The following is a 14,438-nucleotide window of genomic DNA, read 5'->3' on the forward strand; positions in this document are numbered from 1 at the left end:
GATCCCCACGCATGCCGTTCTTTCTCGCACAACGTCGGACGAGGGCCGGTTGGTTCCCACAGGGGCAAATCATTCGCTCCGCCCGATGCGTTCGGCCGGACCGGGGTCCGGCTCACACACACATCGAAGCAACTCGCGCACCGCGGTATGTGTCGCACCGATTCTGATAGTCCACCGGTCCCCCGGGAGTTTCAACCGCACCACTTCGGTATGCCCCGGACCAGCCAGGCCGAGAAAGACGGTGCCCACCGGGTATCCGTCCTGCGAATCGGGTCCGGCGACGCCGGTCAGCCCCACACCCCAGTCCGCAACGCACCTCGTCCGTGCGCCCACCGCCAACTGCTCCGCGGTACTCGCCGCCACCGGACCTTCCGTCGCCAGCACTTCCGCTCCGACGCCCGCGAGGCTCTGTTTGAGGTCTGTGGCGTACACCACCAACCCGCCGCGTAGGACGGCGCTGGCGCCCGGAACTCCGGCGATGGTCGCGGCGAGCAAGCCCGCCGTGAGCGACTCCGCGGTCGCCACCGTCTGCCGCGCGGCCACCAGTGCTCGCACGAGGTCGGCGGCGGGCACGCCGGCGGTGAGTGGATCGGTCATGCGCCGCGCGACCGGCCCGGCCCGCCCGCGAACCACACCCTGGCCGCTTGGCCCACATAGTCCAACCCGGTCACCACGGTGAGTGCGACGGCCAGGTACATCAGCGCCATCCCGGCATCGGCGAACCAGCCCGACAGCGGCAGCAGCAGCACCGCGATCGCCAACGACTGGACGAGCGTCTTCAGCTTGCCGCCGCGTCCGGCGGGAATCACACCGCGCCGCACGACCGCGAGCCGCAGCAGCGTCACGCCGATCTCGCGGCCACAGATGATGATCGTGATCCACCAGGCCAGATCGCCGAGCACGGACAGGCCGATCACCGCCGACCCGATCAGCGCCTTGTCCGCAATGGGGTCGGCGAGCTTGCCGAAGTCGGTGACCAGACCATATTTGCGCGCCAGTTGCCCGTCGAACCGATCTGTGATCGCGGCGAGGCCGAACAGCGCGGCGGCGGTGATCCGCCAACCGGTCTCGTGTCCGTCCCCGACGAACAGCGCGACGACGAACAGCGGCACGATCGCGATCCGCAGCATGGTGAGGATGTTCGCGATGTTCAGCAGCGGCACCGCGGTCTCGGCTTGAGCGAAACCAGGTCGCATCGGGCTCGGAGCGCTCCACGGGCGGTCCATTTCGTCAGGTTGCGCGCTCATGCCCCTGCCTTGCCCGCGATCGGCTCGGTCATGGCAGCCTCGTCATCCCGTCGCGCTGGCCGGCGCGATGCGGTGAGCGGAACGACTGGAGGTGCGGCACACGTTCAGACTATCGGTAGCCGGGCCGACTACTGTGCACCCATGACCTCTCGGGGACCATTAGGTGGTTCGACCAGCGACGCGCATCCGGGCACGGCTTCTGCTGCGCAGATCTCCGTCCCGGCTGTCCGACGCGCGCGAACCTCCGACGTGCCCGAGATCAAGCGCCTCGTCGATGCCTACGCGGGCCGGATCCTGCTGGAGAAGAACCTGGTCACGCTCTACGAGGCAGTGCAGGAGTTCTGGGTCGCCGAGCTGGACGGCCGCGTCGTCGGCTGTGGCGCGCTGCACGTATTGTGGGCCGACCTCGGCGAGGTGCGCACGGTCGCGGTCGATCCGGATGTCAAGGGCTCCGGTGTGGGCAAGCTCATCGTGCAGCGCCTGATCGCGGTAGCCCGTGAGATCGAGCTGCGGCGGCTGTTCGTGCTGACCTTCGAGGTGGAGTTCTTCGGCAGACACGGGTTCGTCGAGATCGACGGCACCCCGGTCACCGCCGAGGTGTATGCGGAGATGTGCCGGTCCTACGACACAGGTGTCGCCGAGTTCCTCGATCTGAGCTATGTGAAGCCGAACACCCTCGGCAATACTCGAATGCTGCTGACGCTCTGAGTCCGTCTCTACAGGAAGCGATCCACCCGTGCCGATCTTCGCCGTCCACTACAGCTACTCCGACAGCACCATCGCCGACCGCGACACCCACCGTCCCGAGCATCGGGCCTGGTTGGCCGGTCTGGTCGAATCCGGCACCCTGCTGAGCAGCGGGCCGTACCCGGACGGGTCCGGCGCGCTGCTCATCTTCCGGTCGGACGACGCGGGACAGCTGAAGGAACTGCTGGCGCGGGATCCGTTCGCGCGGGAGGACCTCATCGACGACGTCCGCGCGGTCGAATGGGTTCCCGTGCTGGGCGCCTTCGCACCCTGATCACGGTCCCGAGCTATTCACCGACTCGGCTGCGCACTTGGCCGCGGGTCCGGATCAGGCTCGCGACCGTCGCGACGATCAGGATGCCGAGGATGACACCCAACGAGACCGGCGTGGAGATCTCCGGGACGACGACGTGTTCACCGCCGTTGACGAACGGCAGCGTGTTCTCGTGCAGTGCGTGCAGCACCAGCTTCACGCCGATGAACGCGAGGATGGCCGCCAGACCGTAGGAAAGGTAGACCAGCCGGTCGAGCAACCCGCCGATCAGGAAGTACAGCTGCCGCAAGCCCATCAGCGCGAACGCGTTCGCAGTGAAGACGAGGTAGGGCTCCTCGGTGAGGCCGTAGATGGCCGGGATGGAGTCCAGTGCGAACAGCAGGTCGGCGAACCCGATGGCCAGCAGGGCGAGCAGCAGCGGCGTGATCGCGCGGCGCCCGTCCATCCTGGTGACCAGCTTGTCGCCGTCGTACTCGTCGGTGGTCGGCAGCATCCGCTTGACAAGCGCGACGATGCGGCTGTCGCGCTTCTGCTCGTGCTCGACCTCGTGGCCGCTCTCCCGGATCAACTTGACGGCGGTGTAGACGAGAAAGAGGCCGAACAGATAAAACACCCAGCTGAACGCGCTGATCGCGGCCGCGCCGACGGCGATGAACATGCCGCGCATCACCAAGGCGATCACGATGCCGATCAGCAGCGCCTTCTGCTGGTAGATCCGCGGTACCGCGAAGGTGGACATGATGATCAGGAAGACGAACAGGTTGTCCACCGAAAGCGCCTTTTCGGTGACGAAGCCCGCATAATACTCGCCCGCGTACGTCGATCCCCACTGCCAGGCGACGACCCCGCCGAAGGCCAGCGCCAGCCCGATGTACACGGCGGACCAGAATCCGGATTCCCGGAACGTCGGCTCGTGTGGCGTGCGGACGTGTGCGTAGAAGTCGAAGACGAACAAGCCGAGGATCACCGCGATGGTGATTCCCCATTCGAGTGCGGTTACCTGCATGCGGTGCGCCGATCGGCAGCGAATGTCATGGTGTCCATAATGCCCGATTTGTCCGTTCACTTCTGCTTGCGGGGTGATTGCCGACCATACTTACACAGGCATTCGCCCAGGCGCTGGGGCCAGGGTTGACGACGGTGACCGATGCGCCGTGCCGGTTGCCGAGCATCGAGCAGTGGGCAAGTACCGTCTCCGGACTGCCGCGGGCGGGCGTTCCTCGATCTCGTCACCGCCTCCCGAACTCGCCGGACACCGCAGCGCCATGGACCGCGCTCCCGATCGACCGAATGACGGCTCCTGCGAGGCTGGCACCCCACCGACCACACGGAACACCCACCCTCGGCCACGCCGTTGAGCCCGGTAAGACTGAACCCGACGCCCGCTCCGGGACGGTATCGAGAAACAAAAGTCTTGTCTCCGAGTGGAAAAGCGGTTCACAAGACGAAATCGGGTGTTAGCGTCGAGGCAACGAAACCACAAGGAAGGCACGACGATGACAGAGACGGTGCGGCGACAGCAGTTGCTGAGCCGTGCCTGGCAGTCGTATCCCTATACCTTGCTATCGATCTCGTCCGTCGGATATCGACGGATGATCGTCCGGAGCGGCCCATGACTGTGTCTTTCACAGACCCGCAGAAGGGGTCACTCCGCGGCGAATTGCCAAGGGGTGACCCCTTTTTCCGCGCTACGGACGTAGCTCGACCGGTACACCGACGTCTCCGAAACCGTAGGTCGGGTGTTCGAGTCCCTCCGTCCGTAGCACAGGCCGGTGGTTCGATTCCACCCACAGGTACGAAACCGATCCCTCGTAGCCCAATCGGTAGAGGCGCCGGATCTAGATTCCGGGAGATGCGAGTTCGAATCTCGCCGAGGGAACCACTCCGCGCTGCGCGAGCACGCGTCCGTCCCTCGATGGAGAGAGCACCTGATCACGCGCCAGGCGCACCAGCTTTGCCGAAGAACGATCAGTCGATCGACCGAGCTGGTGCGCTGCATAGGCAAGTCACTTGACGATCGAGTTCGCCCATTCGACGACGGCGGCCTGATAATCGGCGGTGTTTCGCGCGAGATTCACCGAATGCCCGCTACCGGGCAACACGAACGTGCGCAACCGCGCGGCCAGGCCGAAGAACGGCGCTTCTGTGGCGTACAGGGTCTCGGTATTCGCGCATGCCGAGTAACCGGGGCCACAGGACAATCGGTCCGAACTGCCGTTGACGACGAAGACCGGCGCGGTGATGAGGTTGGTCATGGGCGGAATGGTGGAGGTCAGACCGTCGGGATACTCCGTCGGAGCGAAGACGTCCTTGGTGGCCTCATCGGCCGCGACCACCTCGGGGTCGGCGTCATCGGGCGCAAAGAAATCATGTGCGCGAGTTCCGGGCTGCGTCACGAGGTAGCCCGGATCGTATCCGCGGTCGGCGAATTGGGGTCCTGCGTAGCTTGATGGTAGGTGGCCATCACTCCGACGACCTCGGAAACGTTCAGGGCGTGGGAGAACCCGGTGAGCAAGACACCGTCGTTAGCCCGGCTCTGTGTTGCCGTCGGCCCAGTCGGGTCGACGGTGCAGTCGGCCCAGCCTTTCGGCCGACCCCCACAACGGCGGATCACTCCTCCGGCTCGCCGCCCGCACCGCCGCCGCGGATCGACCACAGCAACCCTTCCAGCTCATCGGGTTTGACGAGGACGTCGCGCGCCTTGGACCCCTCGCTCGGGCCGACGACGCCGCGGGTCTCCATGAGGTCCATCAGCCGCCCCGCCTTGGCGAAGCCGACCCGCAGCTTGCGCTGCAGCATGGAAGTCGACCCGAACTGTGAGGTGACGACAAGCTCCACCGCCTGGAGGAAGACGTCGATGTCGTCGCCGATGTCGGAGTCGACGTCCTTCTTCTCGCCCGGCTTGGCGGCGGTCACACCGTCCTGGTAGTCGGGTTCGGCTTGGTTCTTGGCGAAGTCGACGACACCGTGGATTTCCTCGTCGCTGATGAACGCGCCCTGCAGCCGTGTCGGCTTGCCCGCGCCCATCGGCAGGAACAATCCGTCGCCCATGCCGATCAGCTTCTCGGCACCGGGTTGGTCGAGGATGACGCGCGAGTCCGTCAGCGAGGAGGTAGCGAACGCCAACCGGGACGGCACGTTGGTCTTGATCAAACCGGTGACCACATCCACCGACGGGCGCTGGGTGGCCAGCACGAGGTGAATGCCCGCGGCACGGGCCTTCTGGGTGATCCGGACGATGGCGTCTTCCACGTCGCGCGGGGCGGTCATCATCAGGTCGGCGAGCTCGTCGACGATGGCCAGGACATACGGATAAGGCTTGTACACCCGTTCGCTGCCCAGCGGCGCGGTGATCGCACCGGACTTCACCTTCTTGTTGAAGTCGTCGATGTGGCGCACCTTGTTCGCCTGCATGTCCTGATAGCGCTGCTCCATCTCCTCCACCAGCCAGGTCAGCGCGGCCGCGGCCTTCTTCGGCTGGGTGATGATGGGCGTGATCAGGTGTGGAATGCCCTCGTAGGGGGTGAGTTCCACCATCTTCGGGTCGATCAGAATCATCCGGACCTCATCCGGCGTCGCGCGCTGCAGCAGCGACACCAGCATCGAGTTCACGAAGCTCGACTTACCCGATCCGGTGGAACCCGCGACCAGCAGATGCGGCATCTTGGCCAGGTTCGCCGATACGAACTCGCCCTCGATGTTCTTGCCGAGGCCGATCACCAAGGGGTGATGGTCATTGCGGGTGGACGGTGCCTTGAGCACGTCGGCGAGACGGACCAGCTCGCGGTCGGCGTTGGGCACCTCGATACCGACCGCGGACTTGCCTGGGATCGGCGCGAGCAGCCGGACGTTCTCCGTCGCGACGGCATAGGCGATGTTGCGGGCCAGTGCGGTGATCTTCTCGACCTTCACGCCCGGCCCGAGTTCCACCTCGTAGCGAGTGACCGTCGGGCCGCGCACGAAGCCGGTGACCGCCGCGTCGATCTTGAACTGCACCAGCACCTCGGTGATCGCCTCGATCATCGATTCGTTGGCGGCGCTGCGCTTCTTGGGCGGGTCGCCGTCGGTCAGCAGGGACAGCGGCGGCAGCGTGTAGTCGCCCTCGACCACACGATCGGTGACGAATTCGAGCTGCTTCGGCGCGGCCGGAGTCTGATCCTCGGCCACCACTGCCGGAGGTTGTCGCTTCGGCTTCGGCTTCGGCTTCGGCTTCGGCGCGGGCTCCTCGACGGCGATCGGCTTGGCATCGCGCAGCGGCGGTTCGCCTAGCACCTCGGTGACGGCATCTGGATCGCCGAACTCGTCCGCCGGGTAGTTCTCGGCGGGCGTGCGGCCACGCCGTTTCGAGCCGGAGCGGTGCACCGGGAAGCCGTCGGCGTCGTAGTCACCCGGATCGTATTCTCCGAATTCGCCGCCGTACTCGCCGTATTCGTCGCCACCGCTCGCGGTGCCGAAATATCGGCGGAGCTTGTCAGGCACCTCCCGCACTGTCGTCCCGGTCACCAGCAGCACACCGAAGACGATGGCCAGCAACAGGATCGGGACCGCGAGCCAGGCGGTCAAACCATTGGTGAGCGGGCCTCCCGCCACGAAGCCGACGAAACCGGCTGCGTGGGAACGTCCGTGCGCATTGGTGGGCGCACCGGCCGCGACGTGCCACAGACCCAGGACCGGCAGCCCGATCAGGAGCCCGCCGAGCACGAGCCGCGGGCGAATCTCGGGGCGCGGCTCGGTGCGCATGAGGACGACGGCGATCCCGCATGCGACGAAAGGCAACCCGGCCGAAGCCGACCCGGACACCGCGCGGATGACGTCCTCGACCCAGTGCCCGACCGGCCCGCCCGCCGACAGCCATACTGCCGCCGCGATCACGGCGCTGAGCGCGATCAAGGCGAGCGCGATGCCGTCGCGGCGATGTCCGTGTTCGATCTCCCCGGCCCGGCTCAACGTCCGGGTGGTGGCGCCGACCGCGCGGGCCAGCATGGTCCAGCCGCTGCCGATGCCGCGCCCGAGCATCGCGAGCGGTGCCGTGTTCGACTTGCGACGCACCGGGCGCCGAACCGGCGTGGTGCGCCCACGCGGCGCCCCGGACGCGCGGGGCGTGGCCGCGCGAGACCGTGCCGTCGTCCTCCCCCGCGCCGATCCCGCCCGCGCCCGAGTGGTCGTGGTGCTGCGGGACTTACCTGCCATGGACCCAGGCTAGCCGCAAACGCCCCATCCGGACCATCCGCAACACTGGTATCGCTGGTCGCAGCTGCGCGCGAGACGGAGTCAGACCGAGCGGTCCAGGCTGAGCACCGCGCGGACGGCGTCGGCGTCACCGGCGCTCTCCAGCCGGACCTCGTCTCGTCCGAAGGCATGCAGCAGCAGCTCCGACGGCTTGCCGGTCAATGTCACGACCACGCCGGACGCGGACCGGGCCACCACGCGCCTTCCGTCCTGCGTCCGCAGGGCGACCGTGACCGGCGCCTTGCGGTAGGACATCGACGCCATCCTGCGTACCTGCGACCACAGCTTGTCCTCGTCCGCGGCGGTCAGCTCGCGCGGCTGCCAGCCCGGCGCGGCGCGGCGCACGTCCTCGTGGTGCACGAACATCTCCGACAGATTGACTACCGCGTCGACCGGCCGCAGCGGCGACCACCACGGCGGACCGGTGCGCACCTGCTCCAGTAGCGCGGGAAACGGCTTGCTCGCCGCCTTCGTCTGCACCCGATCGAGGTAGCCTGCGAACGGCTTCAGCAGGATTCCCGGTGCGGCATCGGGCCGCCGCTCGCGAACCACCAAGTGCGCGGCGAGATCCCGCACCGTCCACTCACCACAGAGGGTCGGCGCCTCCGGCCCCGCGGATCGCATCGCCTCGACCAGCCCCTGACGTTCCCGCTGCGCCATAGTCACACCCCGAACATACTCACCTGAGCGCCCAACCGAAGGGGATGTCACCCAGGCCGCGTTTCGGTTTCGCCACAACTCCTGTGCCGCTCGACGGACGGCAGCCCGAGGTACCGGAAGAGCGAAATCATGCGCTGCCGAGCCAGGGAATTCGGTGCGGCCGGTCGATAAGCACGCCATCGGGAGACCGCAATAGCATTGCCCTGCATGAAGATTCAATGATGACCCGGACGGACAACTTCGGGGAATCGGGGTGCGGGAGGTCCCGCCTTGGACGACAGTGTGCCGACACAGGGGGCCGAGGGGCAGGTCCTCGTCGCGGGAACGCGGACTCCCTACCCCGGGAATCTCCGGCTAGCGCAATGAGAGTCGGCTATGTACCTTGTCACTCGGTCCATCGGGTCGTGGACCTAATGACAAGAAGGGCAAATCCTCCGTGAAGAAGCTTGCTAGCGGTGTGGCCGTGCTGGCGGCGGCGGGTACCGCGCTGGCCGTCAGCGCACCTGCGGCACACGCCTACACCAACAACTACGGCGCCATCGCGCTGTCCACCTCGACCGGGCTGATCGGGTATTCCTACGACTACCCGGACTCCGCTGCCGCAAAGCGACGCGCCATCAGCTCCTGCGGCGCGGCAGACTGCAGCACAAGGGTCTGGTTCGCCAACGGCTGCGGCGCCGTGGCGTACTCCAGCAGCAACGGCACCTGGAGCTGGGCATACGCCTCGTCGCGCCGCGCCGCGCAGAGCCGAGCCTTGTCCAACAACAGTTCCAACGCCTACATCGTGCACTGGAACTGCACATCCAACCACGGCTGACGTCCGGAATTCGAGTCGAAGGAAACATCGTGAAGCACCGCATTTTCCGGACCGCCGTGGCAGTCGTTCTCACCGCGGCGGCCTGCTCGCTCGCCGCCTGCGCCTCCAGCGACGACTCGTCGTCCCCGAGCACCAGAGCCAACCCGAGCAACACTCCGGGCGAACTGGAGGGCGGCTCGGACAAGGGTGACAAGGAGACCGGCTCCGCGCCGACCACCCCGTCCGCACCGGCGCTGGCCAAGCCTTCGGTACAGCAGCTGAACGAGCGGCTGCAGAAGGCGTTCGATCCGAACGTACCGAACAAGGAGAAGATCAGCTGGATCCAGGCCGCCGAGCAGGATCCCTACCTGGTCGCCAACCTGGTCGACGCGGCGAAGAAGCAGAACGTCAAGGTCGAGGTCACCAATGTGGGCGACCCGAAGGACGGCAAGCTGAAGGCCGACGCGAAAGTCACCATCGACGGCACCCCGGTGGACGACGCCTTCATCCAGTTCGTCTCCGAGGGCGGCGAATGGAAGGTCGACCACACCTTCGCCTGCAACATCGTGAAGAGCGCGAAGATCGAGTCCGCGGCCTGCCAGGAGTGACCGCGCCCGACTGAACGAGAAGCGCCGAACGGCTCAGCCGTCCGGCGCTTTTCATCATTCGGGGATCAGACGCCGATCACGGTCGGCACGATCATCGGGCGACGGCGATACTTATCGGCCACCCAGCGACCGACCACACGGCGCACACCCTGCGCGATCCGGTGGGTGTCAGTGACACCCTCACCCGCCAGTCTCAGCAGTTCGATTTCCACCAGTTCCGCCGCGTCGGTGAGCGCGGTCGGATCGTCGGAGAAGCCGCGTCCGCTGAGCTCGGGGGTGCTGACCGCCTTGCCGGTGGTTTCATCGATGGCGACGGTGATCGAGATGAAGCCGCCCTCGCCGAGCACGAGCCGGTCCGACAGCGTCGATTCACCGACGTCGCCCACGGAGAGGCCGTCGACGTACACGTGCCCGACAGTCACCCGGCCGACGATCGAAGCGATGCCGTCGACCAGGTCGACCACTACGCCGTCCTCGGCGAGCACCACCCGGTCTTCGGGCACACCGGTCGCCACGGCCAGGGCCGCATTGGCGCGCAGGTGCCGCCATTCGCCGTGCACCGGCATCGCGTTGGTCGGCCGCACCGCGTTGTACAGGTACAGCAGCTCGCCGGCCGACGCATGTCCGGAGACGTGCACCTTGGCGTTCTGCTGGGTGATCACCGTGGCTCCGAGCCTGGCAAGGCCGTTGACCACCGCGAACACCGAATTCTCGTTGCCTGGGATGAGCGAGGAGGCCAGCACCACCAAGTCGTCGGCGCGGATGTTGATCTGGCGATGGTCGCCGCGGGCCATCCGCGACAGCGCCGACAGCGGCTCGCCCTGCGAACCGGTCGAGATCAGCACCAGCCGATCGCCGGGCAGCGTCGCGGCCACATCGAGGTCGACGACCACGCCGTCCGGCACGGTGAGATAACCCAGCTCCTGTGCGATCTGCATGTTGCGGACCATCGAACGACCGACGAAACACACTCGCCGCCCATACTTCTGGGCCACGTCGACCACTTGCTGGATGCGGTGCACGTGACTGGCGAACGACGCGACGATCACTCGGTTGCGGGCCTTGCCGATCACGGTGTCCAGCACGCCGCCGATCTCGCGCTCCGGCGTGACGAAGCCCGGCACCTCGGCGTTGGTGGAGTCCACCAGGAACAGGTCGACGCCCTCGTCGCCGAGGCGGGAGAATCCGGCCAGGTCGGTGAGTCGTCCGTCCAGCGGAAGCTGGTCCAGCTTGATGTCACCGGTGTGCAGGACGACACCGGCGGGTGTGCGGATGGCGACGGCGATCGCGTCGGGAATGGAGTGATTGACCGCGAAGTACTCACAGCCGAAGGGGCCGTGCGTGGTGTGCTGGCCCTCGGTCACCTCGACCAGCTTCGGATGCTGGCGGTGCTCCCGGCATTTCGCGGCGACCAGCGCGAGGGTGAATCGTGACCCGATGACCGGTATGTCCGTCCGCAGCCGCAGCAGGAACGGCACCGCGCCGATGTGATCCTCGTGCCCATGGGTGAGCACGACGGCAACCACGTCGTCCATCCGGTCCTCGATGGGGCGGAAGTCGGGCAGGATCAGGTCGACGCCGGGCTGCTGGTCCTCCGGGAACAGCACACCGCAGTCGACGATCAGCAGCTTGCCGCCGTACTCGAAAACGGTCATGTTACGGCCGATCTCGCCGATGCCGCCGAGGGCGAACACGCGCAGGCCCTGCTTGGGCAGGGCGGGCGGGGCGCCGAGACGGTCGTGCCCAGCGACCGGATTCGGCGGCGGCGCGGGGGCTTCGGCACGCCCACGACCGGACTGCTGGCGCCCTCGGCCCGAACGCCGCGGCTGCCCGTCGCGCGGCGTGGGCTCCTGCTTCGCCTGCGCGGACTTCTTCGCCTTCTTCTGGGGCTGCACAGCGACCTCGGCCTGGACGCTCACCTCGGCGGACGCCGGGGGCTCGGGCTGTTCGGCGCGCTTCGGCTTTTCGGTCCGTTTCGGCTTTTCGGTCCGTTTCGGCTTTTCGGTCCGTTTCGGCTGTTCGGTCCGTTTCGGCTGTTCGACCGGTGCGGGCGCTCCCGCGGCGCGGGAAGCGCCGCGGCGGGGGCGACGGGCCACAGGATCACTCATGAAGTCACCCCGACCGTCCGCAGCTCGGCGGCCAGCACTTCCAGTTGCCTGGTGTTGGGCATCAGCTGCGGCAGCCGCGGTTCACCGACCTCGACGCCGAGCAGCCGCAGCCCGCCCTTACTCATCGCGACCCCACCCAGCCGGGCCATCGCGGTGTGCAGCGGCAGCAGCGTGGCGTTGATCTCGCGGGCACGGACCACCTCACCGGCGGTGTAGGCCTCCAACAGCGCACGCAGCCGTTCAGGCACGAGATGCCCGATGACGCTGATGAATCCGACAGCACCGACCGAAAGCCAGGGCAGGTTGAGCGCGTCGTCGCCGGAGTAGAAGGTCAGGCCGGTGCTCGCGATGAGCTCCGCGCCCATGTTGAGGTCGCCCTTGGCGTCCTTGACCGCGACTATGCGTGGATGCTCGGCAAGCGTGCGGATGGTGTCGCTGGCGATCGGGACCACCGACCGACCTGGAATGTCGTACAGGGTGACCGGCAGATCGGTGGCATCCGCGACGGCGGTGAAGTGCGCGACCAGGCCCTCCTGGCTGGGCCGGGAGTAGTACGGCGTCACCACGAGCAAACCGTGCGCACCCGCGCGCTGCGCGGTGCGCGCGAGTTCGACCGAGTGCGCTGTGTCGTAGGTGCCCGCCCCCGCGATCACGGTGGCACGGTCGCCGACGGCATCGACAACGGCGCGCAGCAGGTCTGCCTTCTCCGATTCGGTGCTGGTCGGCGATTCGCCGGTGGTTCCCGAGATCGCGAGCAGGTCGACACCGCGGTCGACCAGGCGGGCCGCGAGCGCGACCCCGGCATCGACGTCGAGCTTGCCGTCGGCACTGAAGGGGGTCACCATCGCGACACCTACTGTGCCGGACGCGCGCAGCTCCGTTGGCGTCGATTCACCGTTCGTCATGGTCAGAAAGGCTACCCGGTCCAGGACACGCCCTCGACACCCTCGTCGACGTTCGGACCTGCCCGGTTGGGCGATGCCCTTCCCACGACCGCACGATGATGTCGCACTTCCCCTTGCAAGACATCACATATGACGTCACACTGATGTCATGGATCTGAACAAGTACACCGCTCAACTGCGCGAAAACCTGATCGCGGCCGGAGCGCTCGGCGACGAGAAGACCCAGGCCACCGCGGCGGCGCTGGCCGCGGCGACGGAAGGCTCGGCACGGCTGGTGCTGCTCGCCGCGCTGTCCGAGCTCGCCGCCGAGGTCGGTACAGCGCTCGGCGACCGAACGGTGCACGTGTCGGTCGACGGCACGGATGCCTCGATCGATGTGCGCAAGAGCACGGCAACCGACGAGGCCCCGACGTTCGAGGAGATGACCGGCGACATCAGCCGCGTCACGCTCCGGCTGGTCGAGCAGATGAAGGCACGCGCGGAAGAAGCTGCCGCACAGAGCGGTCAGTCGCTGAATTCGTGGCTGTCCGGTGCCGTGCACGGCGCGCTGCGCGACCAGATGCGGGGATACGGGTCGAAGCGCGACTCCTGACTGTGCGGCGCGCCCGAGCCGGCCACGTCATCGACTACAGCAGCGAGACGAGGTTGCCCCGGTCACCGATCACCACCTCGTCCAGTTCGAGCCAGTCGGCCATCTCACGCAGCGCGCCGGTGAGTGCGTGCGCGGTGGCCAGGGTGTCGTACCCGGGTTCAGCGAACGCACCAGGCACCCGAAGGCGACCGGTCGCTCGTTCCGCGCGCAGGTCGACGCGACCGACGAGCTCGCCGTCGAGCAGGAGCGGGAAGACGTAATAGCCGTGCACCCGTTTGTGTTCCGGGGTGTAGATCTCGATGCGGTAGTGAAAGTCGAAGATTCGCTCGGTACGAGCGCGGAAGAAGATCAGCGGGTCGAACGGGCACAGCAGCGCGGCGCCCTCGACGCGGCGCGGCGCGGGCGCACCGGCCCGCAGGAAGCCGGGTTTGTCCCACCCCTCGACCGCCACCGGGATCAGCTCACCCGCGTCCACCAGTTCGGCGATGGCCGGTTCGGTTTGGGTACGTTGCAGGCGGTAATAGTCGCGCAGGTCGGTCTCGGTGCCGATGCCGTGCGCGGTGGCCGCGCGGCGCACCAACTCGCGCACCGCGTCCTGTTCGGAAACGGTGCGCGCCAGCACGTCCGCCGGGATCACCCGCTCCGTGAGGTCGTAGTGCCTGGCGAACCCGACGCGTTCGGCCACGGAGAGCGAACCGGCGGCGAAAAGCTGCTCGCAAATCATCTTGGTGTCACTGAGATTCCACCAGGAACCCTTGGGGCGCGGCTTGTCCAGTTCGAGATGGCGCTCCACCTCGCCGGCGGTGGCCGCTCCGACCTCGGTGATCACGTCGAGAATGTCCTTGCCCAGCGTGGGATTGCGCTCCACGACCTTGCGCATGCCGGACCAGCGCCCGTGCTCGTACTGCCTCATTCGCCAGCGCATCAGCGGCCAGTCCTCGACCGGAATGAGCGCGGCCTCGTGTGCCCAGTACTCGACGAGTGCACGCGGCCGCCGCACGCCGTTGCTCCACGCGGCCTGGTCGAGCAGCGCGCGGTCGTAAGCCCCGATCCGGCTGAACACCGGCGCGTAGTGCGCTCGCACCACCGCGGACACCGAATCCAGTTGCAGCAGTTGGGTTCTGTCCAGCACCCCGAGCACAGACCGCCGGGTGACCCGCGCGTGCCTGCGCGCACCGAAACCCTGCGCCGCCAACGCCGTTCGACGCGCCGCCGACGCACTCATGTTCCGCATGAAGGGAACTTTGCCATGCGGGACCGACAGGTTGGTCG

The 14,438-nt window shown here is 67.2% G+C and carries 14 protein-coding genes and 1 tRNA gene; 6 read left to right on the forward strand and 9 right to left on the reverse strand.

Translation table 11 applies throughout. From position 1 onward, the window contains the following. Positions 1 to 69: 69 nt before the first annotated feature. Together OHB12_RS13715 and pgsA are read right to left on the reverse strand one after the other, a co-directional pair. Positions 70 to 597, reverse strand: coding sequence for a CinA family protein (locus tag OHB12_RS13715; protein WP_327119559.1), 528 nt, complete (start codon positions 595 to 597; stop codon positions 70 to 72). Beyond that, positions 594 to 1,226: a CDP-diacylglycerol--glycerol-3-phosphate 3-phosphatidyltransferase gene (gene pgsA, locus OHB12_RS13720; protein ID WP_327121092.1), complete on the reverse strand. Its 633-nt coding sequence runs from the start codon at positions 1,224 to 1,226 to the stop codon at positions 594 to 596. The genes OHB12_RS13715 and pgsA overlap by 4 nt, the downstream gene beginning before the upstream one ends. A 162-nt stretch (positions 1,227 to 1,388) precedes the next feature. Between pgsA and OHB12_RS13725 the strand changes: the two genes are divergently transcribed. After that, positions 1,389 to 1,955 (forward strand): amino-acid N-acetyltransferase, encoded by a 567-nt coding sequence (locus tag OHB12_RS13725; protein ID WP_327119561.1) that lies wholly within the window; start codon positions 1,389 to 1,391, stop codon positions 1,953 to 1,955. Between the two features lie 28 nt (positions 1,956 to 1,983). Continuing rightward, a complete protein-coding gene (locus OHB12_RS13730; protein ID WP_327119563.1) occupies positions 1,984 to 2,268 on the forward strand; it encodes a YciI family protein in 285 nt (94 codons plus the stop codon). Between the two features lie 13 nt (positions 2,269 to 2,281). Here OHB12_RS13730 and OHB12_RS13735 read toward each other — a convergent pair whose 3' ends face one another. Next, positions 2,282 to 3,274: a TerC family protein gene (locus tag OHB12_RS13735; RefSeq protein WP_327119565.1), complete on the reverse strand. Its 993-nt coding sequence runs from the start codon at positions 3,272 to 3,274 to the stop codon at positions 2,282 to 2,284. Positions 3,275 to 4,073: 799 nt separating this feature from the next. Here OHB12_RS13735 and OHB12_RS13740 point away from each other — a divergent pair. Further along, positions 4,074 to 4,150: transfer RNA gene (locus OHB12_RS13740), tRNA-Leu, on the forward strand. Between the two features lie 124 nt (positions 4,151 to 4,274). Here OHB12_RS13740 and OHB12_RS13745 read toward each other — a convergent pair. The 3 genes from OHB12_RS13745 to OHB12_RS13755 form a co-directional block, all read right to left on the reverse strand. Then, positions 4,275 to 4,664 carry a hypothetical protein gene (locus OHB12_RS13745; protein WP_327119567.1) on the reverse strand — a complete coding sequence of 130 codons (390 nt, stop codon included), beginning with the start codon at positions 4,662 to 4,664 and terminating at the stop codon, positions 4,275 to 4,277. A gap of 214 nt (positions 4,665 to 4,878) precedes the next feature. Continuing rightward, on the reverse strand, positions 4,879 to 7,458 hold the full coding sequence (locus OHB12_RS13750; RefSeq protein ID WP_327119569.1) for an FtsK/SpoIIIE family DNA translocase: 2,580 nt from the start codon (positions 7,456 to 7,458) through the stop codon (positions 4,879 to 4,881). 81 nt (positions 7,459 to 7,539) lie between these two features. After that, on the reverse strand, positions 7,540 to 8,163 hold the full coding sequence (locus tag OHB12_RS13755) for a TIGR03085 family metal-binding protein (protein WP_327119571.1): 624 nt from the start codon (positions 8,161 to 8,163) through the stop codon (positions 7,540 to 7,542). A gap of 430 nt (positions 8,164 to 8,593) precedes the next feature. Between OHB12_RS13755 and OHB12_RS13760 the strand changes: the two genes are divergently transcribed. Continuing rightward, positions 8,594 to 8,974, forward strand: a complete 381-nt coding sequence (locus tag OHB12_RS13760; RefSeq protein ID WP_327119573.1) for a DUF4189 domain-containing protein — start codon at positions 8,594 to 8,596, stop codon at positions 8,972 to 8,974. A 29-nt stretch (positions 8,975 to 9,003) separates the two neighbouring features. Then, complete coding sequence (locus OHB12_RS13765) at positions 9,004 to 9,561, forward strand: hypothetical protein (RefSeq protein ID WP_327119574.1); 558 nt, start codon at positions 9,004 to 9,006, stop codon at positions 9,559 to 9,561. Positions 9,562 to 9,626: 65 nt separating this feature from the next. Here OHB12_RS13765 and OHB12_RS13770 read toward each other — a convergent pair whose 3' ends face one another. Both OHB12_RS13770 and dapA read right to left on the reverse strand, forming a co-directional pair. Beyond that, on the reverse strand, positions 9,627 to 11,669 hold the full coding sequence (locus OHB12_RS13770; protein WP_327119576.1) for a ribonuclease J: 2,043 nt from the start codon (positions 11,667 to 11,669) through the stop codon (positions 9,627 to 9,629). Then, a complete protein-coding gene (gene dapA, locus OHB12_RS13775; RefSeq protein ID WP_327119578.1) occupies positions 11,666 to 12,574 on the reverse strand; it encodes a 4-hydroxy-tetrahydrodipicolinate synthase in 909 nt (302 codons plus the stop codon). Before dapA ends, OHB12_RS13770 begins: the two co-directional genes overlap by 4 nt. Positions 12,575 to 12,722: 148 nt before the next feature. On the opposite strand from dapA, the gene OHB12_RS13780 reads away from it, so the two are divergent. After that, complete coding sequence (locus OHB12_RS13780) at positions 12,723 to 13,166, forward strand: hypothetical protein (protein WP_327119580.1); 444 nt, start codon at positions 12,723 to 12,725, stop codon at positions 13,164 to 13,166. A gap of 34 nt (positions 13,167 to 13,200) precedes the next feature. On the opposite strand, the gene OHB12_RS13785 is transcribed toward OHB12_RS13780, so the two are convergent. After that, the gene (locus OHB12_RS13785; protein ID WP_327119582.1) at positions 13,201 to 14,400 is read right to left on the reverse strand and encodes a winged helix-turn-helix domain-containing protein; all 1,200 of its coding nucleotides are present in this window, start codon (positions 14,398 to 14,400) and stop codon (positions 13,201 to 13,203) included. Positions 14,401 to 14,438 lie beyond the last annotated feature (38 nt).

It is taken from the genome of Nocardia sp. NBC_01730 (assembly GCF_035920445.1).
GTDB lineage: Bacteria > Actinomycetota > Actinomycetes > Mycobacteriales > Mycobacteriaceae > Nocardia.

Coding starts and splice junctions, on each gene's coding strand:
- OHB12_RS13715 (WP_327119559.1), bottom strand. CDS start 597: ATGACCGATCCACTCACCGCCGGCGTGCCCGCCGCCGACCTCGTGCGA.
- pgsA (WP_327121092.1), bottom strand. CDS start 1,226: ATGGACCGCCCGTGGAGCGCTCCGAGCCCGATGCGACCTGGTTTCGCT.
- OHB12_RS13725 (WP_327119561.1), top strand. CDS start 1,389: ATGACCTCTCGGGGACCATTAGGTGGTTCGACCAGCGACGCGCATCCG.
- OHB12_RS13735 (WP_327119565.1), bottom strand. CDS start 3,274: ATGCAGGTAACCGCACTCGAATGGGGAATCACCATCGCGGTGATCCTC.
- OHB12_RS13750 (WP_327119569.1), bottom strand. CDS start 7,458: ATGGCAGGTAAGTCCCGCAGCACCACGACCACTCGGGCGCGGGCGGGA.
- OHB12_RS13770 (WP_327119576.1), bottom strand. CDS start 11,669: ATGAGTGATCCTGTGGCCCGTCGCCCCCGCCGCGGCGCTTCCCGCGCC.
- dapA (WP_327119578.1), bottom strand. CDS start 12,574: ATGACGAACGGTGAATCGACGCCAACGGAGCTGCGCGCGTCCGGCACA.
- OHB12_RS13780 (WP_327119580.1), top strand. CDS start 12,723: ATGGATCTGAACAAGTACACCGCTCAACTGCGCGAAAACCTGATCGCG.
- OHB12_RS13785 (WP_327119582.1), bottom strand. CDS start 14,400: ATGCGGAACATGAGTGCGTCGGCGGCGCGTCGAACGGCGTTGGCGGCG.